Source organism: Chromatiales bacterium (genome assembly GCA_014762505.1).
Classification (GTDB): Bacteria; Pseudomonadota; Gammaproteobacteria; order SpSt-1174; family SpSt-1174; genus SpSt-1174.
This window is the reverse complement of sequence record JABURS010000035.1, coordinates 140748-163937: the sequence shown is the minus strand read 5'-3', so window position 1 is coordinate 163937 and position 23190 is coordinate 140748. Positions and strand designations below refer to the sequence as shown.

At 67.2% G+C, this 23190-nt stretch carries 23 protein-coding genes; 9 read left to right on the top strand and 14 right to left on the bottom strand.

The genetic code is table 11. The features are described from left to right. The first annotated feature begins 29 nt into the window (after nt 1-29). The 3 genes from HUJ28_07700 (at nt 30) to HUJ28_07690 (ending at nt 4050) form a co-directional block, all read left to right on the top strand. Nucleotides 30-2621 carry a leucine--tRNA ligase gene (locus HUJ28_07700; GenBank protein MBD3619340.1) on the top strand — a complete coding sequence of 864 codons (2592 nt, stop codon included), beginning with the start codon at nt 30-32 and terminating at the stop codon, nt 2619-2621. Between the two features lie 103 nt (nt 2622-2724). After that, on the top strand, nt 2725-3117 hold the full coding sequence (locus tag HUJ28_07695; protein MBD3619339.1) for a hypothetical protein: 393 nt from the start codon (nt 2725-2727) through the stop codon (nt 3115-3117). A gap of 69 nt (nt 3118-3186) precedes the next feature. After that, complete coding sequence (locus HUJ28_07690) at nt 3187-4050, top strand: NAD(P)-dependent oxidoreductase (GenBank protein MBD3619338.1); 864 nt, start codon at nt 3187-3189, stop codon at nt 4048-4050. A gap of 76 nt (nt 4051-4126) precedes the next feature. On the opposite strand, the gene HUJ28_07685 is transcribed toward HUJ28_07690, so the two are convergent. From HUJ28_07685 to HUJ28_07675, 3 genes are all read right to left on the bottom strand, one after another. Next, a complete protein-coding gene (locus tag HUJ28_07685; protein ID MBD3619337.1) occupies nt 4127-4570 on the bottom strand; it encodes a DsrE family protein in 444 nt (147 codons plus the stop codon). A gap of 182 nt (nt 4571-4752) precedes the next feature. Beyond that, nucleotides 4753-5223: a YbaK/EbsC family protein gene (locus HUJ28_07680; protein MBD3619336.1), complete on the bottom strand. Its 471-nt coding sequence runs from the start codon at nt 5221-5223 to the stop codon at nt 4753-4755. A 52-nt stretch (nt 5224-5275) separates the two neighbouring features. After that, on the bottom strand, nt 5276-5674 hold the full coding sequence (locus HUJ28_07675) for an OsmC family protein (GenBank protein ID MBD3619335.1): 399 nt from the start codon (nt 5672-5674) through the stop codon (nt 5276-5278). Nucleotides 5675-5779: 105 nt separating this feature from the next. On the opposite strand from HUJ28_07675, the gene HUJ28_07670 reads away from it, so the two are divergent. Next, on the top strand, nt 5780-7369 hold the full coding sequence (locus HUJ28_07670) for an inorganic phosphate transporter (GenBank protein MBD3619334.1): 1590 nt from the start codon (nt 5780-5782) through the stop codon (nt 7367-7369). 134 nt (nt 7370-7503) lie between these two features. Here HUJ28_07670 and HUJ28_07665 read toward each other — a convergent pair whose 3' ends face one another. Together HUJ28_07665 and amrS are read right to left on the bottom strand one after the other, a co-directional pair. Next, nucleotides 7504-8304 carry a ZIP family metal transporter gene (locus tag HUJ28_07665; protein ID MBD3619333.1) on the bottom strand — a complete coding sequence of 267 codons (801 nt, stop codon included), beginning with the start codon at nt 8302-8304 and terminating at the stop codon, nt 7504-7506. 31 nt (nt 8305-8335) lie between these two features. Next, nucleotides 8336-9433, bottom strand: coding sequence for an AmmeMemoRadiSam system radical SAM enzyme (gene amrS / locus HUJ28_07660; GenBank protein ID MBD3619332.1), 1098 nt, complete (start codon nt 9431-9433; stop codon nt 8336-8338). 257 nt (nt 9434-9690) lie between these two features. Between amrS and amrB the strand changes: the two genes are divergently transcribed. Both amrB and amrA read left to right on the top strand, forming a co-directional pair. Continuing rightward, complete coding sequence (gene amrB, locus HUJ28_07655; GenBank protein ID MBD3619331.1) at nt 9691-10497, top strand: AmmeMemoRadiSam system protein B; 807 nt, start codon at nt 9691-9693, stop codon at nt 10495-10497. A 5-nt stretch (nt 10498-10502) separates the two neighbouring features. After that, nucleotides 10503-11075, top strand: coding sequence for an AmmeMemoRadiSam system protein A (amrA, locus tag HUJ28_07650; GenBank protein ID MBD3619330.1), 573 nt, complete (start codon nt 10503-10505; stop codon nt 11073-11075). A gap of 208 nt (nt 11076-11283) precedes the next feature. Here amrA and HUJ28_07645 read toward each other — a convergent pair whose 3' ends face one another. From HUJ28_07645 to HUJ28_07615, 7 genes are read right to left on the bottom strand one after another with little or no spacing between them, the layout of a single operon-like run. Further along, entirely contained in the window at nt 11284-12306 is a 1023-nt protein-coding gene (locus tag HUJ28_07645) for a succinylglutamate desuccinylase/aspartoacylase family protein (GenBank protein ID MBD3619329.1), read from the bottom strand. 14 nt (nt 12307-12320) lie between these two features. Continuing rightward, nucleotides 12321-13742: a glutamate--cysteine ligase gene (locus HUJ28_07640; GenBank protein ID MBD3619328.1), complete on the bottom strand. Its 1422-nt coding sequence runs from the start codon at nt 13740-13742 to the stop codon at nt 12321-12323. A gap of 22 nt (nt 13743-13764) precedes the next feature. After that, the gene (locus tag HUJ28_07635; GenBank protein ID MBD3619327.1) at nt 13765-14220 is read right to left on the bottom strand and encodes a hypothetical protein; all 456 of its coding nucleotides are present in this window, start codon (nt 14218-14220) and stop codon (nt 13765-13767) included. 52 nt (nt 14221-14272) lie between these two features. Then, a complete protein-coding gene (locus HUJ28_07630; protein MBD3619326.1) occupies nt 14273-14953 on the bottom strand; it encodes a nucleotidyltransferase family protein in 681 nt (226 codons plus the stop codon). Next, entirely contained in the window at nt 14950-15945 is a 996-nt protein-coding gene (locus HUJ28_07625; protein MBD3619325.1) for a phosphotransferase, read from the bottom strand. The genes HUJ28_07630 and HUJ28_07625 overlap by 4 nt, the downstream gene beginning before the upstream one ends. Then, nucleotides 15942-17207 (bottom strand): MgtC/SapB family protein, encoded by a 1266-nt coding sequence (locus HUJ28_07620; protein MBD3619324.1) that lies wholly within the window; start codon nt 17205-17207, stop codon nt 15942-15944. The genes HUJ28_07625 and HUJ28_07620 overlap by 4 nt, the downstream gene beginning before the upstream one ends. Before the next feature lie 58 nt (nt 17208-17265). After that, a complete protein-coding gene (locus HUJ28_07615) occupies nt 17266-18099 on the bottom strand; it encodes a tetratricopeptide repeat protein (protein MBD3619323.1) in 834 nt (277 codons plus the stop codon). Nucleotides 18100-18232: 133 nt separating this feature from the next. On the opposite strand from HUJ28_07615, the gene HUJ28_07610 reads away from it, so the two are divergent. From HUJ28_07610 to HUJ28_07600, 3 genes are read left to right on the top strand one after another with little or no spacing between them, the layout of a single operon-like run. Then, on the top strand, nt 18233-19033 hold the full coding sequence (locus HUJ28_07610) for a hypothetical protein (GenBank protein MBD3619322.1): 801 nt from the start codon (nt 18233-18235) through the stop codon (nt 19031-19033). After that, on the top strand, nt 19030-19827 hold the full coding sequence (locus HUJ28_07605; protein ID MBD3619321.1) for a hypothetical protein: 798 nt from the start codon (nt 19030-19032) through the stop codon (nt 19825-19827). The genes HUJ28_07610 and HUJ28_07605 overlap by 4 nt, the downstream gene beginning before the upstream one ends. A gap of 10 nt (nt 19828-19837) precedes the next feature. After that, nucleotides 19838-20503: a class I SAM-dependent methyltransferase gene (locus HUJ28_07600; protein MBD3619320.1), complete on the top strand. Its 666-nt coding sequence runs from the start codon at nt 19838-19840 to the stop codon at nt 20501-20503. A 56-nt stretch (nt 20504-20559) separates the two neighbouring features. Here HUJ28_07600 and argA read toward each other — a convergent pair whose 3' ends face one another. Beyond that, the gene (gene argA / locus HUJ28_07595; protein ID MBD3619319.1) at nt 20560-21849 is read right to left on the bottom strand and encodes an amino-acid N-acetyltransferase; all 1290 of its coding nucleotides are present in this window, start codon (nt 21847-21849) and stop codon (nt 20560-20562) included. A gap of 112 nt (nt 21850-21961) precedes the next feature. Then, entirely contained in the window at nt 21962-23116 is a 1155-nt protein-coding gene (gene argE / locus HUJ28_07590) for an acetylornithine deacetylase (protein ID MBD3619318.1), read from the bottom strand. Between the last annotated feature and the right edge of the window lie 74 nt (nt 23117-23190).

Sequence of the window (23190 nt, the reverse complement as noted above, 5' to 3'; positions counted from 1 at the left end):
CCCCATGCAATCCAGCCATGACAGGCCCCATGCACGAACAATACGATCCCCAGGCGATTGAGTCGCAGGCCCAGAATTACTGGGACAGTCACCATGTCTTCCGTGCGCGCGAGGACGCGGGGCGGGAGAAGTTCTACTGCCTCTCCATGTTCCCGTACCCCTCCGGCCGCCTGCACATGGGGCATGTGCGCAACTACACCATCGGCGACGTGATCGCCCGCTACCAGCGCATGCAGGGCAAGAACGTGCTGCAGCCCATGGGCTGGGACGCCTTCGGCCTGCCCGCCGAGAACGCGGCGCACAAGAACAAGGTGCCGCCGGCGAAGTGGACCTACGAAAACATCGCCTACATGCGCGAGCAGCTGAAGAGCCTGGGTTTTGGCTACGACTGGGGGCGCGAGCTCGCCACCTGCCGGCCCGAGTACTACCGCTGGGAGCAGTGGTTCTTCACCAAGCTCTACGAGAAGGGGCTGGTGTACAAGAAGAAGGCCACGGTGAACTGGGACCCGGTGGACCAGACGGTACTGGCCAACGAGCAGGTGATCGACGGCAAGGGCTGGCGCTCCGGTGCGCCGGTGGAGCGCCGCGAGATCCCGCAGTGGTTCCTCAAGATCACCGACTACGCCGACCAGCTGCTGGACGACCTCGGTCAGCTCGACGGCTGGCCCGAGCAGGTGCGCACCATGCAGGCCAACTGGATCGGACGCTCCGAGGGGGTGGAGATGCAGTTCGTGGTGGCGGGCGAGACCGACCCGCTCACCATCTTCACCACCCGCCCCGACACCCTGATGGGCGTGACCTACGTGGCCGTGGCGCCGGAGCATCCCCTGGCCCTGCGCGCCGCCGGGGGCAATCCCGACCTCGCCGCCTTTGTCGAGGCCTGCCGTTACACCAAGGTGGCCGAGGCCGACATGGCCACGCTGGAGAAGCAGGGCATGGATACCGGCTTTCGGGCCGTGCACCCGGTCACGGGCGAGACGGTGCCGGTGTGGGTGGCCAACTTCGTGCTCATGGAATACGGCTCGGGCGCGGTGATGGCGGTGCCGGCCCACGACCAGCGCGACTGGGAGTTCGCAAAGGCCTACGGTCTGCCGATCCGCCAGGTGATCTTCCCGCGCGACGGGGCCGAGACGGTCGATCTCGAGGCCGGCGCCTATACCGAGAAGGGCATCCTGGGCGAGTCCGGGGAGTTCAGCGGGCTGTCCTCCAACGAGGCCTTCGCGGCCATTGCCAGCCACCTGGAGCAGGCCGGCCACGGCCGCATCAAGGTGAACTACCGCCTGCGCGACTGGGGCGTCTCGCGCCAGCGCTACTGGGGCTGCCCGATCCCCATGATCAACTGCCCGAGCTGCGGCTCGGTGCCGGTGCCCGAGGACCAGCTGCCGGTGGTGCTGCCGGAGGACGTGAGTTTCGAGGGCGTGGGTTCGCCGATCAAGCAGATGCCCTCGTTCTATGAGACCACCTGCCCGAGTTGTGGCGGCAAGGCCGAGCGCGAGACCGACACCTTCGACACCTTCTTCGAGTCGAGCTGGTACTACGCGCGCTACGCCTGCCCGGACAACGACCAGGCCATGCTCGACGAACGCGCCACCTACTGGACCCCGGTGGACCAGTACATCGGCGGTATCGAGCACGCCGTGCTGCACCTGCTGTACGCGCGCTTCTTCCACAAGCTGATGCGCGACATGGGCCTGATCGGCGGCGACGAGCCCTTCAAGCGCCTGCTCACCCAGGGCATGGTGGTGGCCGACACCTACTACCGCCAGGACGCCAGCGGCCGCAAGGATTGGTTCAACCCGGCCGACGTGGAGGTGACGCGCGACGAGAAGGGACGCCCCGTGCAGGCGGTGCTCCGCTCCGATGGCCAGCCGGTGGAGATCGGCGGTACCGAGAAGATGTCCAAGTCCAAGAACAATGGCGTGGACCCGCAGGCACTCATTGCCCGCTACGGCGCCGATACCGTGCGTCTGTTCACCATGTTCGCCGCCCCACCGGATCAGTCGCTGGAGTGGTCCGACTCGGGGGTGGACGGTGCCTCGCGCTTCATCAAGCGCCTGTGGCGGCAGGTCTTCGAACACGTGAACCGCGGGCCGGCCGATCTGGTCGATCCCGCCGCCATGAACGACGCGCAGAAGGCCCTGCGCCGCAAGCTGCACCAGACCATCCAGAAGGTGAGCGACGACGTCGGTCGCCGGTATACCTTCAACACGGCCATCGCCGCGAACATGGAGCTGCTGAACGACCTGTCGAAGTTCGAGGACGACTCGGTCCAGGGCCGCGCCCTGATGCAGGAGGCACTGGAGGCCGTGGTGCTGATGCTCTCGCCCATCATCCCGCATGCCTGCCACGCCCTGTGGCAGGCCCTCGGCCATGCCGATGCGGTGATCGACGCGCGCTGGCCCGCGGTCGACGAGTCGGCCCTGGTCTCCGACAGCATCGAGCTGGTGGTGCAGGTCAACGGCAAGCTGCGCGCCAACATCCAGGTGCCCGCCGCGGCCAGCAAGGAGCAGATCGAGGAGGCCGCGCTCGCCAACGGGAACGTGCAGCGCTTCCTCGAGGACAAGACGGTGCGCAAGATCATCGTCGTGCCCGGTCGCTTGGTGAACGTGGTGGTGGGCTGAGGTGTCGCGCCGCGCCTCGCGCCTGGTCCTGCTCCTGCTCGCCGCCCTGTTGGCCGCGGGCTGCGGTTTCCAGTTGCGCGGTGCGGCCAACCTGCCGCCCGAGATGGCGCGTACCTACATCAGCGGCCTGGATGCGCGCGACGTCCTGTTCCTGGAGCTCAAGCGCCAGCTGCGCGCCATGGGCGTCGAGGTGGTGGATGGGCCCGAGCAGGCCACCGCACAGCTGCGATTCCTGGAACGGCGCGATACGCGTCGCGTACTCTCGGTCGGCAATCAGGCCACGGTGCGTGAATACGAGCTCATGACCAGCGTCCGCTTCGACGCGCGTGGCATCGGCAATGACTTCAGGCGTGCCCCTGTCACCCTCACCGCCACCCGCGAACTCAGCTTCGACGAGACCAATGTACACAGTACCGCCGGCGAAGAGGCCCTGCTACGCGAGGACATGCAGCGGGACATGGTGCAGCGCGTGCTGCGCCGGCTGGAGACGCACTAGAAGCACACTTCACACTTCACCTCTCTCCCTCCGCTTGCCTGAGTACCCTCCGGGGGCTAACTTAAGTCCATGACCTCTCTCGCCTTTATCGGCCCCGGCATCATGGGGCGCCCCTTGGCGCTGAACCTGATGGGCGGTGGCCACGACATGCATGTCTATGCCCGCCGGGCCGAGGCGGCCGAGCCGCTGGTGGCGGCAGGCGCCAGGGCCTGGGACTCGCCGGCCGAGGCCGCCGCGCAGGCCGAGGTGATCTTCACCTGCGTGTCCGACACGCCAGACGTGGAAGAGGTGCTGCTCGGTGACCAGGGTGTCGTCCACGGGGCCCGACCCGGCAGTGTCGTCGTCGACATGAGCACCATCTCCCCCAGCGCCACCCGCGAGATGGCGGCCCGGCTCGCCGGGCAGGGCATCGAGATGCTCGACGCCCCGGTCTCCGGGGGCGAGCAGGGCGCGGTTGCCGGCACGCTCTCCATCATGGTGGGGGGCAAGGCCGAGGCCCTGGCGCGGGTGCGGCCGCTGCTGGACCTCATGGGCAGGAACATCGTGCACGTCGGCGACAACGGGGCAGGGCAGGTGGCCAAGGCCTGTAACCAGATCGTCGTCGCCCAGACCCTGGTCGGCGTGGCCGAGGCCCTGCAGCTAGCCCGGCGCGAGGGGGTGGATGCCGCCCGTGTGCGCGAGGCCCTGCTCGGCGGCTTTGCCGGTTCGAAGATCCTCGAGGTCCACGGCCAGCGCATGCTGGACGAAAACTACACGCCGGGCTTCAAGGCCCGCCTGCATACCAAGGACCTGGGTATCGCCCTGGCCGAGGCCGAGTCCCTGGGGCTCGATGTCACGGCCGTGCGCGCCGCTGCCGATCTCATCCGGCGGGTGGTCGAGGAGATCGACGGCGAGCTGGACCACTCAGCGGTGTTCCGGTTGCTCGGCGAATGAATCGGTTGATGTCTGCCCAACGCAAAAGGCCCGGTAGATCCCGGGCCTTTTGCGTGGTGACGACTGCTGCCGCCGATCAGGGCTTGACGTAGGTGTAGCCCTGGCCCTGCAGGTGGGAGAGATGGGCGACGCCGCTGGGGACGATGTCGCTTTCCTTCACGTCGTAGAGGTCCTTCTTGTAGTCGATGCCCTTGCCCTTGAGGGTGTTGGCGCAGACCTGGAACTCGACGTTCTGCATCTTCAGGCTGTCGACGCGGGAGCGCAGGTCCTCGTTGGCCTTGGCGCCCTTGAGCAGGTCGACACCGCCGCTGTGCATCACGACCTTGATCTCCATGTTCTCGGCGCCGACGGCGTTGATGTGGTTCTGGATGTTGCGCAGGGCGGCCATGTGGGTCTTGGCGTCGCCGGAGTTGATGTGGTAGACGGCCTTCTGCTTGCCGTAGTCGCCGGCAAAGGCAGCGCCGGAGAAGGCAATCATGACGGCAGCGATGGATATCAGTGACATGACGAGTCTTTTCATGGGTAGAACTCCTTCCATTCCTGTCTGTTTAGGGTTGGCCATGCGTTATGCATTGTTTTTATGTGCCCGGCCAGGGCCAGTGGACCGGGCTGTGATCGTGACGATACGAGACGAACGCCCGATCACTGACTGTAAAGACGTATGGATGGAGGTGCTTATTCCATCCCGGGTCATGCGGTGCTTCAGATATGGACACTGAAGTCGCCGTGGCGAGCCTTGCCCAGCAGGTTGCGGAATGCGGACCCGCTCAGGTGGACCAGGGATTCATGGTCGCCGGCCTCGAGATAGATGTCGTCCTGGGTGTCGAGGCTGCTATCGACCAGGGTCTCCATGCCATAGGCCGGACCCAGGGCCGGGACGGCGCCGGGGGCACAGTCGGCGAACAGGGCGCTCACCTCCCGTTCGGTGGCCAGTCCCACCAGTTCGCCCAGCTCGTGGTGCAGGCGGGCGAGCTGGAGGCGGTGGGTGGCGGGCAGGGCAGCGAGCAGGTAGTGGCCGGCGTCTTCCAGTACCACGGCCTTGGCCAGACGGTCCCCCGGGATGTGGGCGGCCTCGGCGCTGCGGTTGGCCGAGGGCGTGGGGTCGTGGTGTACGAGCTCGTAGGCGATGCCGTGGTCGTCGAGATACTGTTTTAGCGTGGTGCTGATGCCCATGGCGTGACCTCCTCGGCAGATGGGCCATCCACCGAGTATAGTCCGGTGCGCTTCAGGCGTGGCGAATGCGCCCCGAGAGTTCGGTGCCCGCGGACAGGGTGCGGTAGATGGTGCCCTTCTGCACATTGCGATGCAGGAGGTCGAGCGTCTCCTCGTCGGCCCCGGTCGCCACCGTGATCGTGTACTCGATGCGGGCGATGGCCGGCGGGCTGTCCTGGCGCCAGCCGCGCAGCTCGATGCGCAGGCTGCCGATCTGCATGCGCAGCAGGGGCAGGGCGCGCTGGATGGCGCGCACCATGCACGCCGCCAGGGCGGCGAGCAGTAGCTCGGGCGGGCTGAGGGCGTCGTCGCGACCCTGCATGTCGGTATCGAGGGTGAGCTGTGCGTCACCGGCCTGCGCCAGCGTGCCGTGCTCGTCGATGCGCTCGGCCACGAGATGGTATTCGAGCATGCCTTTCTCCAGGGTGGTAGGTCGTGCCAGGGAGGAGTGTAGCCCCTGTCCCGGCTGTCATATTAATGTAACATTCGGGCCAGTATTCAAACCGGGCGAGACACCATGAGCACAGGCAAGTCGACGAACGTGGCCAGCATCCGCAACCCCGAGTACCTGCGTCTGACCGCGGGGCTGATCTTCATGATCGGCGTCTTCGTGTACGCCCTGTGGCATACCGACGGGATACCGGACCTCGGTGCCCAGGCCCTGCTGCTGCTGATCGCCGCGGCGGTGGTGGGGGCCTACATGGCCATGAACATCGGCGCCAACGACGTGGCCAACAACCTCGGCCCGGCGGTGGGTTCGCGGGCCGTGACGCTCGGCTGGGCTATCGTGATCGCCGCCGTGTTCGAGGCCATGGGCGCCATCGTGGCCGGCGGGGAGGTGGTGAGCACCATCAAGGGGGGGATCATCGATCCCGCCCAGATCACGCAGGTGGGCGACTTTGCCTGGCTGATGCTGGCGGCCCTGCTGGGGGCGGCGCTGTGGCTGAACCTGGCCACCGCCCTGGGCGCCCCGGTCTCCACCACCCATTCCATCATCGGCGCGGTGATGGGCGCCGGCATCGCCGCCGGCGGCTGGGGGCTCGTCAACTGGGCGACCATCGGTTCCATCGTCGCCAGCTGGGTGGTTTCGCCGCTGCTGGGCGGGGTGATCGCGGCCGCCTTCCTCTACCTCATCAAGCGCACCATCACCTATCGCCGCGACATGCACCTGGCCGCCGGACGCGTGGTCCCCTGGCTGGTGGCGGTGATGGCGCTGGCCTTTACCACCTACATGTTCATCAAGGGACTGGGCGCGATCGCGCGACTGCCCATCGGTTATGCCCTGTTGACCGGCCTGGGCGTGGCTATTGCGGTGTATTTCCTGGTGCGCCTGCCGTTGCGGCGCCGCGCCGTGGTGAGCGAGAACAGCAAGGACGGCGTGAACGGGCTGTTCACCTGGCCACTGATCTTCGCTGCTGCCCTGCTGAGTTTCGCCCACGGCGCCAACGACGTGGCCAATGCCATCGGTCCGCTGGCGGCCATCTACGAGGCCATCATCAGCGGGCAGGTAGCGAGCAAGGCCCCGGCACCGCTGTGGATCATGGTGCTGGGCGCGCTGGGTCTGGCCGCCGGCCTCGCACTCTACGGCGCCCGCCTCATCCGCACGGTGGGGCGCGAGATCACCGAGCTCGACCGCATGCGTGCCTATGCCATCGCCATGTCGGCCACGCTCACGGTGATCGTGGCCGCCCAGCTGGGCATGCCGGTCTCCACCACGCACGTGACCATCGGCGCCCTGTTCGGCGTGGGCTTCCTGCGCGAATACCTCAAGACCAACTACGCGAAGATGGAGGCCATCATCATCGCCGGCCACAAGGGCAAGGACCGGACCGCCGTGGAGGCCTATCTCAAGGTCTTCGAGGCCGCGCCGGTGGCGGAGAAGCGCGTGATGCTGGCGGAGATGAAGCAGCGTGCGAAGGAGAACGACGCGGGGCTGGTGTTCGCCAAGAAGGAGCGCAAGGCCATGAAGAAGGCCTACAAGAGCCAGCTGGTGAAGCGCTCCATGGTGCTGTGCATCGTCGCCGCCTGGGTGATCACGGTGCCGGCCACCGCGGTGCTGGCGGCGATCCTCTACCGTGTCACCACCTTCTGGGACGCGGGGTTCTAGCAGCGGGGACAAGCCCTTTTGCCACAGAGTGCACAGAGATCACAGAGGTGATCGGGATGACATGCGCCCTTGAGGCGATCCACTGACGACCCGCCAGCCCGCTGCCCGGCAGTCGGGCTTTCGCTGCTGCGTGGTCAGGCCCCCAGGGCCTGGTCGAGGACCATCATCAGGCCAAAGCCCGCGAGCAGGGTGAAGGTCACCGGGGCCTGGTTGCCGCGGCGGTGGGTCTCGGGGATGATCTCGTTGCTGATGACGAACAGCATGGCGCCGGCCGCCACGGCCAGCCCCCAGGGCAGCAGGGCGTCGGCGAAACCGACCGCCGTCACCCCCACCAGACCGCCGACGGGCTCCACCAGCCCCGTGAGCAGGGCCAGCAGGAAGGCCTGCGTGCGACTGTAGCCGGCGGCCAGCAGGGCCACGGCGACCACCAGCCCCTCCGGCATGTTCTGCAGGCCGATGCCGATCATCAGCACGATGGCGTTGTTGATGTCGGGCCCGCCGAAGCCCACCCCCACCGCAAGTCCTTCCGGAAAGTTGTGCAGCGTGATGGCGAAGACGATCAGCCACATGCGCTGGATGCCCTGAATCTCGGGCCCGTCGTGGCCCATGATGAGATGTTCGTGGGGCACGTGCTTGTGGATGAACCACAGGCCCGCCGCACCCAGCAGGATGCCGCCGAACATCACCAGCGGCGGGCTGAGTAGGCTGTCGGCCGCCACGCTTTCCAGGCCCGGCAGCAGCAGCGAGAAGAAGGTGGCCGCCAGCATGATGCCGGCGCTGAGCCCCAGCAGCAGGTCCTGGGCGCGGGGCGTGAGGCGTGGGGCCACGTACATGGGCAGCGCCCCGATGCCGGTGCCGAGGCCGGCCACCAGGCTGCCGAGCAGACCGAGGGTGATGGGCGAGAGGGTGAGCAGATGGGCGGTCAGCGATTCCATGCCACCATTGTGACGTGTTCGCCGGGCTGCGTCATGCGGGTTTGTGCGTGGCGGCGTAGTTGGCCAGCCGTACCGGCATGCGTTTGGCACCCCAGTGACCCGGTTGCGCCTCGAAGACGCCGGCACAGGCGGTGCCGCACTGCGGGCAGTGGCCGTCCCCGGTCAGTGCCCAGTCGGTGATCACGTAGCCGTCGCGCCCGATCAGGCGTGTCCCGCAGCCGTGGCAATAGGTGCTGCCGCCCTGCGGATCGTGCACGTTGCCGGTGTAGACGTACCGCAGACCATTTTTCAGGCCGATCTCACGGGCGCGGGTGAGGGTGGCCGGCGGGGTCGAGGGATGGTCCATCATCTTCCAGTCCGGGTGGAAGGCGGTGAAGTGCCAGGGGACATCCGGGCCGAGCTCCTTCATCCCCCAGCGGGTCATGGTGTCGATCTCCTCGTCGGAGTCGTTCTCGCCCGGGATCAGCAGCGTGGTGATCTCCAGCCAGCAGTCGGTCTCGTGGCGGATGTATTTCAGGGTGTCGAGCACCGGGTCGAGGTGGCCGCCGCAGATCTTCCAGTAGAAGGCCTCGGTAAAGCCCTTGAGGTCCACGTTCGCCGCGTCCATCCACCGGAAGAGCTCGGCGCGGGGTTCGGGGGTGATGTAACCGGCCGTGACCGCCACCGACTTGATGCCCTGCTCGCGGCAGGCCTTCGCCGTGTCGATGGCATATTCCATGAAGATCACCGGATCGTTGTAGGTATAGGCCACGCTGCGGCAGCCCAGCTCCTTCGCCGCCCGCGCCAGGGTCTCCGGTGAGGCCTCGTCCATCAGCGTGTCCAGTTCGCGCGACTTGCTCATGTCCCAGTTCTGGCAGAACTTGCAGGCCAGGTTGCAGCCGGCGGTGCCGAAGGAGAGCACCGGCGTGCCCGGCAGGAAGTGGTTGAGCGGTTTCTTCTCGATGGGGTCGACGCAGAAGCCCGAGGAGCGGCCGTAGGAGGTGAGCACGATCTGGTCGCCCTCGTTGGCCCGCACGAAGCACAGGCCGCGCTGGCCCTCGTGCAGCTTGCAGAAGCGGGGACAGACGTCGCACTGGATGCGGCCGTCCTCGAGGCGGTGCCAGTAACGGGTGGGGATGGTGGTCTGCATGCGCTCTCGCTCCCTGCGTCAAACGGGTGTCACAGCCTGACTATAGGTTGCTGGTCAGGCCGGAACCAGCGATTTTTCCGGTTGTCGCATGACTACAATCAATGCAGAGGCGATGTCTGTCGACTAAGCTTTCACAGCGAGCCATTGTCATGCCCGAGGCTGTTTTCTGACCTGCTTCGGGCGAGCTCTCAAAGAGCATGTAGGGAAAAACATGCCTCAGTGACGCCCTGATCACTTACACCAAAGGACGAACCACCATGAATGCACAAGCCCAGCCTGCCCCCCTGATTCGCCGCGCCGCCGTGGCCGGCATGTTCTACCCGGCCGGTGCGGCCGAGTTGCGCGAGATGGTCGAGGGGTTTCTCGACCAGGCCCGCAGTGACGAGCTCCCGCCCAAGGCCGTGATCGCCCCCCATGCGGGCTATATCTACTCCGGCGCCGTCGCCGCCTCGGCCTATGCCCGCCTGCGCAATCGCCGGCGGCCCATCGAGCGGGTGGTGTTGCTGGGGCCGGCCCACCGGGTGGGCTTTTACGGTGTGGCCGCCAGCAGCGCGGATTACTTCGAGACCCCGCTCGGGGACGTGCCGCTGGACCGTGAGGCCATCGAGCGGGTGGTATCCCTGTCCGATGTCTTCGTCTTCGATCCGGCCCACGAGCAGGAGCACAGCCTCGAGGTGCATCTGCCCTTTCTGCAGGTCGCGCTCGGCGACTTCGCACTCGTGCCTCTGGTGGTGGGATCGGGCGAGGCCGCGGAGGTCGACCGTGTGATCGAGGCCCTGTGGGGCGGGGACGAGACGCTGATCGTGGTGAGCTCCGACCTCAGCCATTACCACGACTACCAGACCGCGCGGCGCATGGACGAGCGGACCACCCGGGCCATCGAGGCGCTGGAGCCAGGGAAGATCCGCCCCGAACAGGCCTGCGGCCGCCTGCCCATCCAGGGGCTGCTGAATGCGGTGCAGCGCCATGGACTGCAGTGCCGGAACATCGACCTGCGCAGCTCCGGCGATACCGCCGGGCCGCGTGATCAGGTGGTGGGTTACGGGGCCTATGTCTGCGAGTGAGCGCCGTGCCTGAGGCCGCGCTCGACGCCGGCGAGCGTCGGCAGCTGCTGGATGTCGCGCGGCAGTCCATCGAGCAGGGCCTGCATGGCGGGCAACCCCTCCGTCTCGCGCACGACGACTTGCCGCCCCGCCTGCGAAAGACGGGCGGCACCTTCGTCACCCTCAGGCGTCACGGCGAGCTGCGCGGTTGCATCGGCACGCTCGAGCCGCATCAACCCCTGGCGCAGGACGTGGCCGAACATGCCTTCGCCGCCGCCTTTCGCGATCCCCGCTTTCCCCCGCTGCGAGCCGATGAGCTCGACGACCTGACAATCGATATCGCCATCCTCGGCCCACCCGAAGAGCTGGTGTTCGAGGACGAGTCCGACCTCGTCCGCCAGCTGCGTCCCGGAGTCGATGGCCTAATCCTGCAGGAAGGCGCGCGACGCGGGACCTTCCTGCCGAGCGTATGGGAACAGTTGCCCGACCCCGCCGAGTTCCTGCGCCAGCTCAAGCGCAAGGCCGGTCTGCCGGCCGACCACTGGTCGGACACGCTCAGGGTCTGGCGGTACCTGGTTGAAACTGTGACCGAGGAGTAGTCGTGTGCAGCAGGGGCTGGTATGCCCGCCTGCCTGAACGCGCCGTCCGTTGTCAGTGGTCCGTCGTCCGTCGTGGGAGGACACGTGAGGCGTGAGGCGAAATGTCTATTCGCCACAGAGGACACAGAGCGCACAGAGGGAAGGCAAACCCCGTTTATTCTGTGACCTCTGTGACAATACCCGCTTGAATGGCCCGGCCCTCCCTACCTCACACTTCACCCCTAAGTCCCGCCCCCATTCGCTCCATCAGGTAACAGAGGCAGTCCTGCCGCACCACCCGTTCGTCCAGCGTGAGCATGGAGGGCATCATGGCGCGCCTGAGCAGGATGCGCTGGTCGCGGATCTCGAAGTAGTCGTCGGTGACGTCGGCGCCGGTCTCGTCGTAGGCGACGAGTCGCGCATCGGCGAGTGCGTCGATGACACCGAACTCGGTGCCGGCCGGCACCTCGCGGAAGTTCATGCGTTCGAGTTCCGGGTCGAAGGCGATGTGGGCGGCGCTATGGCCGAAGCTGAAGCTGAATGCGTCCGGCACCTTCACCTGGGCGACGGTGTGGAAGAGATCGATGTCATGTTCGCTCACGGCATGCGAGGGGATCTCGGCGAGATGCAGGCAGGCGTCGAGGTATTCGACGGCATGTTCCACGCCGTAGACCTGGCCGGGCTTGCCGCATTCCAGGGTGGTGGACGGACAGAGCTCGGCCATGGCCATGGAGGCGACGCCGCGCGGGCGGATGAAGTAGACCACGGTGCGGCCGAACAGTACGGCGAGCTGCAGGAAGGCGTTGTCCAGCCGGTTGATGCAGGCGTAGTGGGGGTTGAGGCCGGTGTTGTTGTGGACGTCCACGCTGGCAAAGGCCCGGCGTCGGCGCATGGTTTGGACGATGTAATCCATCATGCGCGTTTCCTCGCAGGACGGCAGCTCGGTGCCGGGCCAGCAGCGGTTGTAGTCGGGCTGGCCGTCCAGACGGCGGCGACCCTCGCGGGCGGCGGCGACGTTGCCGATGAAGAGCGACAGGGCGCGTGGCAGTTCCTGCCCGGCGTAGCGTTGCAGCAGTGTCTGGATCGCGACCAGCCCCGTGTCTTCGTTGCCGTGCAGCAGCACGGAGACGAACAGCGGTGCCTCCCGCCGTCCCGGCAGGTGGATGAGCGTCGGGCCGTCCAGCACCCGATGCAGGTCACGGGCCGCGGTGTCGAGCAGGCCGTCGGGCAGGGTGTCGGTCTCGGTGAGCAGTGCGGGTCGCATGATTACAGGTCCCATTCGTGTACTGGCTGTCCCTGCCACTGTTTGCGCAGATAGTCCTCGGTGAGTCTGGCCATGTTACGGCCGTGCACGGTGACCCAGCGCCGCTGCCATTCAGCGCCGTTCTGCGTGGTCTCGGCGCGTGCCTGGATGATGTCCAGATAGCGTGCGATGTCATCCGGTGCGATGCCCAGTTGCCGCAGACCCTTGCGTGCCGCGGGCAGCAGGGTATGCAGGATGAGTTCACGCATCGGCACGTGCCGGTCATCGTCCCAGCGGATGGTAGCGGCCAGCCCGCGACGGGCGGCCGCATAGAAATTGTCGCGCGCCCGGGCGAAGGGGAGCGCTTCCCTGTCGTCGGCGGCCAGGGCCTGCACCAGGCCGTAGAAGAAGGCGGCGTTGGCGACCTGGTCGACCACGGTGGGTCCGGCCGGCATGACGCGATGCTCGATGCGGATATGTGGCCTGCCGTCCTCGTCGAAGCCGAGCAGCGGACGATTCCAGCGCCAGATGGTGCCGTTGTGCAGGCGCAGGTGTGGCAGCGTGCCGTCGTCGGCCAGTGCCATGGGCAGCAGTACCGGGTAGTGTTCCAGGTTCTCGCGAAAGCACTCGAGGATGGAGTGGCGCGCGTACCCCGAGCCGAAGCCCACGCGCCACAGCGGGCCCCGCGTGACCCCGGCATAGCCGCCGATCTCCACGGCCTGCTCGAACAGCGGGATGCGCGTCTCCTCCCACAGCTCGTGGCCGAAGAGATAGGGCGAGTTGGCGGCGATGGCCACCATCGGCGCCGAGACCCGCATGGCGGTGTTGTACACGCGCACGGCCTGTTCGATGGGCGTCTGCAGGTGCAGCTGGAAGGAGGTGGTGGCGGACTCGAGCATCACGTCGTGATGCTCGCAGCGCAGGTGCTCGTGGCCAGCGATGTCGAGCCGCAGCGGGCGGTGCTCGCGCTGGCGGAACACCTGGGCGTTCAGCGCCCGGTAGCGATTGAGATTCGACATGTTGGCCATGCTGAGATCGGCCGCCGTGACCGTGGGCAGGATGCCGGTCATCACCAGGCGGGTACCGATGGCCTCGGCGATCTCGCTGGCGTGTTCCCAGGTCTGGGCGATGTCTGCCTCGAGCAGGCTGAAGGCGCGATCGCAGAGAGGCTGCGGACGGTTGTTGAGCTCGACGTTGAAGCGGGCGAGTTCGGGCGAGGTGAGCTGGTCGTCGCTGGCGGCGAGAAACGCGTCGTTGCGCGGAGCGGGGCGGGCGTCGCGGTCGATCAGCCAGGCCTCGATCTCGAAGCCGGCGACCGGGCCGCGTTGCGAGAGTCGTCCCCCCGTCTCCCACTGCTGCAGGGTTTCGGTCTCTCTGACGAGTCGGGCGTGGAAGGCGGCGAAGTCGGCCGGCGTGAAGTCGCTGCTGTCGATCTCCTGTCCCATCCGGCCTCTCCCTGCCTAGTACTCAGTCGTCATCGTCTTCATCGTCGAGCGGCTCGTCGTACAGCGATTCCAGCAGGTCCCCCCAGAGCCGTTCGTGTTTTTCGATGAAGACCAGCAGCTGCTGGCGAAAGTCGAGCAGGTCCGTCTCGAAGCGGGCGAAGTCCTCGCCGCCGTCGATGACCTGGGCGGCGCGTTCGAGCTGCAGCAGGGCGTCGCGCAGGTTGAGCATGGCGCCCATGGCGCCCTTGATGCGCTCGCGTTCCTGCGGGATCCAGCGGCGGTCGTTGATCACCGAGCGCAGGTTCTCGCCGAGTTCCAGCAGGCGTTTGCGCAGGCGGGGTACGGCACCGATCTTCTGCGTCTTCAGGTCGCCCCAGACGGCGAGGTCGAGCAGGTCGCGCCAGCCCGTGCGCAGCGCGTCGATCTGCGCGGGGTCGAAGGCGAAGGATTCGGCGACGCGTTGTTCGTCAAAGGGCATGGAGTATCGTCTCGTGCATGTGCAAAAACCTTAACACGACCGGCTCCCGGTATCAGGCCGGTGTCTGCCGTTCGCCGGCGAGGAAGGCATCGAGCGCGGCCAGGCGTTCGGGCGTACCGACGTCGCTCCAGTGGCCGCGGTGGTGTTCGCCACTCACGCGACCGGCCTGCATCGCCTCGCGCAGCAGCGGCGCGAGGGGGAAGCGTCCGTCTTCCAGTTCGCGGAACAGGGCGGGGTGGTAGTAGCCGATGCCGCTGAAGGTGAGGCGTGGCTCGCCGCTGCAGTGCACGCGACCGGCGGCGAGATGAAAGTCGCCCTGCGGGTGATGGGCGGGATTGTCTACCAGCACCAGGTGGGCGAGGTCGTTCCCGGCCAGGTCGTGCGCTGCGAGCGGGTAGTCGCACCAGACATCGCCGTTGACGACGAGAAAGGGGGCATCGCCCAGCAGCGGCAGTGCGTGCCGGATGCCGCCACCGGTCTCCAGCGCGCCCGGCGGTTCGTGGGAATAGGTGATGCTGAGTCCATGATCCCTGCCGTCGCCCAGGGCGTCCTCGAGCTGGTGGCCGAGGTGGGCGGTGTTGATGACCACTTCGTGGAAGCCACCGGCACGCAGGGCGTCGAGATGGTATTCGATGAGCCGCCTGCCACCGGCCGCAAGCAGCGGCTTGGGCGTGGTGTCGGTGAGCGGGCGCATGCGTTCGCCGCGCCCGGCGGCGAGGATCATGGCCTTCATGCGGTCAGCCGCCGACGGATGTCGAGCTGCTCGATGAGCCGGCACAGGGGCAGGGTCTCGTCGTACAGCCGGCCGGCCGCGAGCACGTAGTCGAGGGTGCGCGGGATGTCGGAGAGATAGCCCGGCTTGCCGTCACGGTGGTTGAGGCGGGCAAAGATGCCGATGGCCTTGAGGTGACGCTGGATGCCCATGAGGTCGAACCAGCGCAGGAAGTCGCGGTCGTCCACGGCCCCGATGATGCCGGCCGCCACGGCGCGATCGCGATAGCCCAGCGCCCAGCCTTCCACGCGCTGGCGCGGCCAGGCGATGTAGCAGTCGCGCAGCAGCGAGACCAGGTCGTAGGTCAGGGGGCCGTGGACGGCGTCCTGGAAGTCGAGCACGCCCGGGTTTCGTTCGGGCACGACCATGAGATTGCGCGAGTGGTAGTCGCGGTGCACGAACACCCGCGGCTGTTCCAGGGCCGCCCGGATCAGGGCCTCGAAGGCCCCGTCCAGGGCGGCATGCTGGGTGGCGTCGAGGCGCAGCCCGAGGTGGGTGCCGAGGAACCAGTCGCGGAACAGCTCCATCTCGCGCCACAGCAGCTGGCGGTCGTAGTGCGGCAGGTCATCGGTCGGGGCCTGCTGGATGCGCAACAGGGTGGCGAGCGCATCGCCGTATAGCGCTTCGACGCTGTCCTCCACGAGGGCGCTGAGGTAATGGCGGTTGCCGAAATCGGACAGCAGCAGGTATCCCTCATCGAGCCCCAGGGCGTGGATGTGCGGCACGTTAACGCCCGCGGCCTCGAGCAGCCGGTCGATGGCGACGAAGGGGCGCGAATCCTCCTTCTCGGGCGGGGCATCCATGGCGATGTAGCTGGTCCCGTCCGCCGTCACGCGGAAATAGCGGCGAAAGCTCGCATCGGCCGAGGCCGGGGCGAGCGCAAAGTGCTTGAGGTCGGTATGCTGCGTGAGCCAGTCGCGCAGACCATCGAGGCGTGTGTCGTCGGTCGTCATGGCGTAGTCGAAATCAGCCACCAGGTGGCGAGGCCGGAGGATACTACAGCAAGCAGGGTCAGGCCGACACGGCTGCCGAAGCGGCGGCCGCCGATGCCGAGCGCGAGCCCGCCCTTGACCAGCGAGTTGGCGACGGCGGTGATGAGGATGGCCAGCGCGGCCGTGGAGACGGTCAGGCCCTCGCGTACCATGTTGGCCAGGGAGAGGGTGATGGCGTCCACGTCGGCCAGTCCCGAGGCGGCGGCCAGCAGGTAGAGACCGGCGTCGCCCAGGGAGGCCTCCAGTGCACGCGACAGCAGCAGGATGGCGGTGAGCAGCGCGGCGAAGATCACCGCGGGCCTGAGTTCGAAGGGGTTGCTCAGACGGGCGCGCTCACCGCCCGGGTGGCTGTCGGCGCGCTGCCAGAAGGCCCAGGCGGCAAGGTAGTTGACGACCATCATCACCAGCACCGGCCACAGCAGGGCGAGGGCCAGCGACCAGCTGAAGATGCCGGCGACCACCAGCATGCGCGGGAACATGGTGGCGCAGGCCACCAGGGTGCCGGCGGCGAGCACGTTTTCCAGGCCGCGCTCGCCGCGGGCGATACGGGCGAAGTTCACTGTCACCGCGGTGGAGGAGGCCAGCCCGGCAAACAGCCCGGTGGCCAGGATGCCGCGGCGTTCGCCGACGATCTTCATGGCGAAGTAGCCGATGAAGGAGATGCCGGCGATGAGCACCACCATCCACCAGATCCTGTAGGGGTTGAGTACCGCCCAGGGGCCGTATCCCTCGTTGGGCAGCAGCGGCAGGATGACCACCGAGATCAGCAGCAGCTTGAACGTGGCGTAGAGTTCCTTCTGCTCCAGGCGGTTGATCCAGGAATGCAGCACGGGTTTCACGCCGAGCAGGATGGTGGTCACCACGGCCCCGGCCGCCGCCAGCGAGGTGTGCCCCAGCGTGGCCATGGCGCCGAAGGCGAAGGCCAGCAGGCCGGCGATGATGCCGGTGATGCTGATGTCGGTGTCCAGCCGCTGGCTCAGGGCATAGGCCCCCACCAGCACGGCCGCGAGCGTGGCGAAGGCCACGGCCAGCACCGCGGTGCCCAGTTGTTCGGAGAGCAGGCCCCAGACCCCGCCGAGCAGGCCGATGAGGGCGAAGGTGCGGATACCGGCCACGCGCCGGCCCTCGGCCAGCTCGCGCTCCTTCCAGCCGCGCTCCACGCCGATCAGCAGGCCGAGCGCGAGGGCCACGCCCAAGGTGTAAAAGGTCTCGAGGTCGTTCATGCGCACAGTATCGCACAGGGCCGCGGGACATTCGCAGCCGGGCGATGGCATGCCACGGTCAGTGCAGGCGCTGGGGCTCCTCGGCCAGTTCCGCGATCAGGGCGCGGATCGCGTCCGCATCCTCGTCGGTGGGGTAGTGGGTGAGGTAGTGATCGAGGTCGGCGGCGGCCGCCCGGTTGCAGTCGAGTTCGGTGAGGATCAGCCCGCGGTCGCGGTACTCCGGCAACTGCGTGGGGTCGATGGCCAGGATCAGGTTGACGATCTCCAGGGCCTTCTCGGTCTGGCCGTCGCGTTGGTAGACGGCCTTGAGGTTGCGCAGCAGGCGGATCACGATCTCCGGCTTGCGCGCCGCGGCCAGCAGCCGGCCGAGGTCGTCCGGGCGATCGCTGGCCACGTCCTGGAGCAGCCGGTCGAGATCCTCCTCGGAGAGGCTCATGCCGCGGTTGAAGGGATCGAGCACCAGGGCGCCGTCCTCCATGCTGAGGCGGACGAGGAAGTGCCCCGGGAAACTCACGCCCTCCAGCGGCAGGCCGAGCCGCCGGCCGAGTTCGATGTAGATGATGGACAGGGTGAGCGGGATGCCGCGGCGCTGGTCGAGGACGTCGTTGATGAAGCTGTTGCGCGGATCGTAGTAGTTCTCGAGGTTGCCGGCAAAGCCCTGTTCGGTGAACAGGAACTGGTTGAGCGCGCGCAGGCGTTCCTCGATGCCGGGGTCCGCCGGCAGGCGCCGGTGCAGGGTCCTGGCCCACTCGTCGAGCCGGCGACGGTAGGCCTGCCGGTCCAGGTTCGGGTATTCCAGCATGGCAATGGCCAGGGCGGTATCCAGCAGGGGCACCTCCCCTTCGGGGGCGCGGGCCGTCTCGATCAGCTGATGCAGCAGCTTGGCTTGCACGGGGCATCCTCTGTCGGGCCTGCCGCGGTCCTGGCTGACCGGCAGGCATTTGCAGGTAACGGGTGCGACTGGCATCGCAGCCGGGGTTGCGCGTAGACTCTTCAAGCATAACAACAACAGGGACGCCGCGCGTATGACCCAGGAAAACCCCTACCAGCCACCGGAATCCCCGGTCTCCGATCCCACGGGGCGCGTACGCCCCGGCAACACCCTCGCCGGCGGGCTGGCCGGTGACTACCGTCTGGAGATCGGCGAGGTGCTGGGCGAGGCCTGGCGGCTCACCGGCGGGATGAAGGGCAGCTTCTGGGGGGCGGCCCTGGTCGTCGGCCTCATCGCCATCGTGGCCAGCGTGGTGATCAACTTCATGGGGCTGATGTGGATGGGCTCCATGGAGGCCTTCAATGCCAGTATCCCCGCACAGTACCTCACCCAGCTGTTGCTCAATGCGGTCCTGGCCCCCTTCGGTGCCGGGCTCCTGATGATCGGCGTGCGCCGTGCGGCGGGGCTGACGGCATCCTTCGATACCGCCTTTGGCTATGTCGGCCTGTTCCTGCCGCTGGCCGGGCTCATGCTCCTGCAAAGCCTGCTCACCGGCATCGGCTACCTGCTGCTGATCCTGCCCGGTATCTACCTGGCCATTGCCTACACCCTCGCGCTGCCGCTGGGCGCCGATCGCCGTCTGGGGCCCTGGCAGGCGCTGGAGACCTCCCGGCGGGGGATCACACGCCACTGGTTCCAGGTCTTCGTGCTGCTGCTGGTGAGCTGGCTCATCCTGCTGCTGGGCATCGTCTCGCTGATCGGCTGGATCTGGGCCGCGCCGTTGCTGGTCAACGTGCACGGCGTGCTGTATCGGGAGGTCTTCGGCGTGGCCGAGGCCGGTGCCGATCAAGAGGTTGCAACCACTACCACGAACGAGGGAGGCCTGTCGGCATGAACGAGACCACCAACCCCTACCAGGCCCCGGAGGCCAATCTGGTGACGGCATCCGGCGGCGACTGGGCCCTGGTGGAGCCGCGTCGCGTGCCCATCGGCCACGGCTGGAAGTGGATCGCCGATGCCTTCCGCCTGTTTGGCCGCAGCCCGGTCATCTGGATTCTCAACGGCCTGATCTTCATGGTGATCACCATCGTTCTCAGTATTCTTCCCATGGTGGGTCTGCTGGCCACCATCCTGATGGCCATCATGACCGGTGGCCTGATGCTGGGGGCATGGACACTGGATCGCGAGGGGACGGGCCTGCGGGTGGACCACCTCTTCATCGGCTTTCGCGACCGCCTGGGACGGCTGGCGGCCATCGGTGGTCTCTACCTGCTCGCGACCATCGTCATCACCGCGGTCGTGATGGTTCCCGTCCTGTTCGGTATCGGGTTTCTCGCCGCCAACAACGGCGAGGGCATGAACCCGGCCAGCATGATGCTGCCCATGATCCTCTTCGGCCTGTTCATCTTCCTGCTCAGCGTCCCGGTGCTCATGGCCTACTGGTTCGCCCCCTCGCTGGCGATGTTGCACGACGACGTCGACGCCATCCGGGCGATGAAGCTGAGCCTGGTGGGCTGCCTGCGCAACATCCTGCCGTTGATCGTCTACGGGCTGATAATGACCCTGTTCTTCGTGCTCGCTGCCATTCCCTTCTTCCTCGGTCTGCTGGTCATGGTGCCCGTCATGCTGGCGAGCATGTACACGGGGTATCGCGACATCTTCGTCGGCGACGGGGACGAGGCGGCATGAAGGAGGAGGCATGTCGACGCGCACGCTGGGGCTGTCCGACGAACTCTACGACTACCTGAAGCAGGTCTCGCTGCGCGAGGACGCGCTGCTTGCACGCCTGCGTGAGGAGACGCAGGCGCATCCGCACGGGCGCATGCAGATCTCGCCCGAACAGGGCCAGTTCATGCGCCTGCTTGTGGGGGTGCTGGGTGTGCAACGCGCCGTGGAGATCGGCACCTTCACCGGGTACAGTGCACTGTGTATCGCCCGGGCCATGGACGAGACGGGCGAGCTCATCTGCTGTGATACCAGCGAGGAGTGGACGCAGATCGCCCGTCGCTACTGGCAGGAGGCCGGCCTGGAGGGGCGCATCCGGCTCGAGATCGGTCCCGGCATCGACACCCTCAACCGGTTGCTCGCCGAGGGCGAGGCCGGGCGCTTCGACTTCGCCTTCATCGATGCCGACAAGCAGAACTATCCTGCCTACTACGAACGCTGTTACGAGCTGCTGCGCCCCGGCGGTGTGATCGCCATCGACAACACCCTCTGGGGCGGCGCCGTCGCCGACGAGACCGACCAGCAGGCCAGCACCCGCGCCATCCGCCGCTTCAACGAGGCGGTGCACCGGGACGAGCGGGTGGAGCTGTCGCTGCTGCCGATCGGGGACGGGCTCACGCTGGCGCGGAAGAAGTCTTGAGTCTCAAATTACAAGTTACGAGTCGCAAGTTACAAGTCGGCCAAATGACTAGCGACCTATGACTCCCGACTTGCGGCTTTGTAGAGAATCTTCGAGTTCCGCTGGTAGTTGTACAGCTCGCGCCGCTTCACCGGCAGGTCGTCGAGCGAGCCGGGGTTGAAGCCGCGTTCGCGGAACCAGTGCAGGGTCTCGGTGGTGAGCACGAACAGGCGCGCGAGCCCGAGCTTGCGGGCGCGGGCCTCGAGGTAGGCGAGCAGCACGTCGCCGCGGCCTCCGCGCCGGTAGTCCGGGTGGATGGCCAGGCAGGCAAGTTCGCCGACGCCCTCGGCCTCGAAGGGATAGAGGGCGGCGCAGCCGATGATCATGCCGTCGCGCTCCACCACCACGAAACGCTGGATCTCCAGCTCCAGCTGTTCGCGCGAGCGACGCACCAGCGTGCCGGCCTCTTCCAGCGGACGGATGAGTTCCAGTATCCCGGCCACGTCGTCGATGCGTGCATCGCGCACGCCCTCGTAGATGTCGGCGGTCACCAGCGTGCCGTCCCCATCGCGGGTGAAGAGTTCCAGCAGCAGGGCGCCGTCGCGCTGCTGCTGGACGAGATGGATGCGGCGCACGCCCTGTTGCGCAGCGTTGATGGCATTTTCCAGGTGCAGGCGCGTCTCGGGATGCAGCTGCTTGCGGCGCTTCAGCAGCTGTTCGGCATCGCTCAGGCCGAGCTGTCCCGGCAGCGGGCGTTTTTCGCGGGCGCTGCCGAGGTAGATGAGCTTGTCGGCCTTGAGCGCGATGGCGGTCTCGGTGGCGACTTCCTCGGCGCTCAGGTTGAAGGCCTCGCCGGTGGGCGAGTAGCCGAGCGGCGAGAGCAGCACCAGGTTGTTCAGCGCCAGCTGCGCGCGGATGGCATCCGCATCGATGCGGCGGACCTTGCCGGTGTGGCAGAAGTCCACGCCGTTGCGCACGCCGATGGGCCGTGCGGTGACGAAGTTGCCGGAGGCCACCCGCAGGCGTATGCCCGACATGGGCGTGTTGACCAGGCTGGTCGACAGCCGCGCCTCGATCTCCACACGCACGCAACCGGCGGCCTCCTTCACCGCGCCCAGCGCCTTTTCGTCGGTCACGCGCAGGCCCTCGGCATAACGCGGTTCGATACCCTCCAGGCGCAGACGGCGCTCGATCTGCGGGCGGGCGCCGTGTACCAATACGAGGTGGATGCCCAGGCTGTGCAGCAGGGCGATGTCGTGGATCAGACTGGCAAAGCCCTCGCCCTCCAGTGCCTCGCCGCCGAAGTAGAGCACGAAGGTGCGGCCGCGGTGCGCGTGGATGTAGGGCGCGGCGTTGCGAAACCACATGACGTGCTGGTCGATCTTGCCTGGCTGCTGGGGCACGGTGCTGTCCTGGGAAAACGAATCTGTAGGAATAATAAGGAATTGCGCGGGCGAGCGAAACGTTCGCCCGCTGGCCCTATTGCAGGCAGAAGCGTTCGATCATCTGCCCGAGGATACGGCGCATGGGATCGATGCGGTCCACGCGCAGGTATTCGTCTGGCTGGTGTGCCTGCTCGATGTCGCCGGGGCCGAGCACGATGGTCTGGATGCCGAGCTTCTGCAGGAAGGGTGCCTCGGTGCCGAAGGCGACCGAGCGGGCCGGCTGTCCGGTGAACGCCTCGGCGGCGGCCACCAGGGGCGAATCGGCCGGCGTCTCGAAGGCCGGCACCTCGACGTCGAGGTTGCGCATCTCGATGTGCAGCCCGCTCTCGTGCAGGCGTCCACCCAGACGCTGCTTCAGTTCCTCGCGCAGCGGCGTCATCTCCATGCTCGGCATCAGGCGCATGTCGAAGTGCAGCTCGCAGAGGCCGCAGATGCGGTTCGGGTTGTCGCCGCCGTGGATGTGGCCGAGGTTGAGCGTGGGTACGGGTACGGCGAAGGCCGGGTTGCGGTAGCGCTCGCCCAGTTCCCGTCGCCAGTCCATCAGTTCGCCGATCACGGTGTGCATGCCGTCGATGGCGTTGATGCCGAGACTCGGGTCGCTGGAGTGGCCGGCACGGCCGATGAGCCGGATCGCCTCCATGGCCACGCCCTTGTGCATGCGCACGGGGGTGAGGCCGGTGGGCTCGCCGATGATGGCGTAGCGCGCCTTCGGTCGGCCGAGATGGGCGAGCAGCTGTGCACCGTTCATGGTGCTCTCCTCGTCGGCGGTGGCGAGGATGATGAGCGGACGCTTGAGTCTTGTCGGGTCCACCTCGCGGGCCACGTCCACGGCGATGGCGAGAAAGGCCTTCATGTCGGAGGTGCCCAGGCCATAGAGCCGGCCGTCCTCCTCGACCACCGTGAACGGGTCGTGGCGCCACTTGCCCTCGTCGTAGGGGACGGTGTCGGTGTGGCCGGCCAGCACCAGGCCATCCTCGCCCTCGCCGAGGGTGGCGATCAGGTTGGCCTTGAAGGGGGAGTCGGAGACGGGGATAACCTCGGTGCGGAAACCGAGGGCATCCAGCCAGCCCGCCAGGCGTTCGATCACGCCCCGGTTGCCCATGTCGAATTCGGGGCTCACGCTGCTCACCGAGGGCTCGGCGACCAGTTCGGCTATCATCTGTTGAAGGCTTGGGAACCTGGCGGTCATGGTCGTGTCTTTGGCTGTGATGGGGGCGTCTGCCCGGTTCGCTGATACTAGCACCAAGACCCGTGACAAGGGTC

Excerpts from the sequence above, each read along its gene's own strand:
- HUJ28_07700 (MBD3619340.1), top strand. The coding sequence starts at position 30 with ATGCACGAACAATACGATCCCCAGGCGATTGAGTCGCAGGCCCAGAAT.
- HUJ28_07695 (MBD3619339.1), top strand. The coding sequence starts at position 2,725 with ATGGCGCGTACCTACATCAGCGGCCTGGATGCGCGCGACGTCCTGTTC.
- HUJ28_07690 (MBD3619338.1), top strand. The coding sequence starts at position 3,187 with ATGACCTCTCTCGCCTTTATCGGCCCCGGCATCATGGGGCGCCCCTTG.
- HUJ28_07685 (MBD3619337.1), bottom strand. The coding sequence starts at position 4,570 with ATGAAAAGACTCGTCATGTCACTGATATCCATCGCTGCCGTCATGATT.
- HUJ28_07680 (MBD3619336.1), bottom strand. The coding sequence starts at position 5,223 with ATGGGCATCAGCACCACGCTAAAACAGTATCTCGACGACCACGGCATC.
- HUJ28_07675 (MBD3619335.1), bottom strand. The coding sequence starts at position 5,674 with ATGCTCGAATACCATCTCGTGGCCGAGCGCATCGACGAGCACGGCACG.
- HUJ28_07670 (MBD3619334.1), top strand. The coding sequence starts at position 5,780 with ATGAGCACAGGCAAGTCGACGAACGTGGCCAGCATCCGCAACCCCGAG.
- HUJ28_07665 (MBD3619333.1), bottom strand. The coding sequence starts at position 8,304 with ATGGAATCGCTGACCGCCCATCTGCTCACCCTCTCGCCCATCACCCTC.
- amrS (MBD3619332.1), bottom strand. The coding sequence starts at position 9,433 with ATGCAGACCACCATCCCCACCCGTTACTGGCACCGCCTCGAGGACGGC.
- amrB (MBD3619331.1), top strand. The coding sequence starts at position 9,691 with ATGAATGCACAAGCCCAGCCTGCCCCCCTGATTCGCCGCGCCGCCGTG.
- HUJ28_07640 (MBD3619328.1), bottom strand. The coding sequence starts at position 13,742 with ATGGGACAGGAGATCGACAGCAGCGACTTCACGCCGGCCGACTTCGCC.
- HUJ28_07635 (MBD3619327.1), bottom strand. The coding sequence starts at position 14,220 with ATGCCCTTTGACGAACAACGCGTCGCCGAATCCTTCGCCTTCGACCCC.
- HUJ28_07630 (MBD3619326.1), bottom strand. The coding sequence starts at position 14,953 with ATGAAGGCCATGATCCTCGCCGCCGGGCGCGGCGAACGCATGCGCCCG.
- HUJ28_07625 (MBD3619325.1), bottom strand. The coding sequence starts at position 15,945 with ATGACGACCGACGACACACGCCTCGATGGTCTGCGCGACTGGCTCACG.
- HUJ28_07620 (MBD3619324.1), bottom strand. The coding sequence starts at position 17,207 with ATGAACGACCTCGAGACCTTTTACACCTTGGGCGTGGCCCTCGCGCTC.
- HUJ28_07610 (MBD3619322.1), top strand. The coding sequence starts at position 18,233 with ATGACCCAGGAAAACCCCTACCAGCCACCGGAATCCCCGGTCTCCGAT.
- HUJ28_07605 (MBD3619321.1), top strand. The coding sequence starts at position 19,030 with ATGAACGAGACCACCAACCCCTACCAGGCCCCGGAGGCCAATCTGGTG.
- HUJ28_07600 (MBD3619320.1), top strand. The coding sequence starts at position 19,838 with ATGTCGACGCGCACGCTGGGGCTGTCCGACGAACTCTACGACTACCTG.
- argA (MBD3619319.1), bottom strand. The coding sequence starts at position 21,849 with ATGTGGTTTCGCAACGCCGCGCCCTACATCCACGCGCACCGCGGCCGC.
- argE (MBD3619318.1), bottom strand. The coding sequence starts at position 23,116 with ATGACCGCCAGGTTCCCAAGCCTTCAACAGATGATAGCCGAACTGGTC.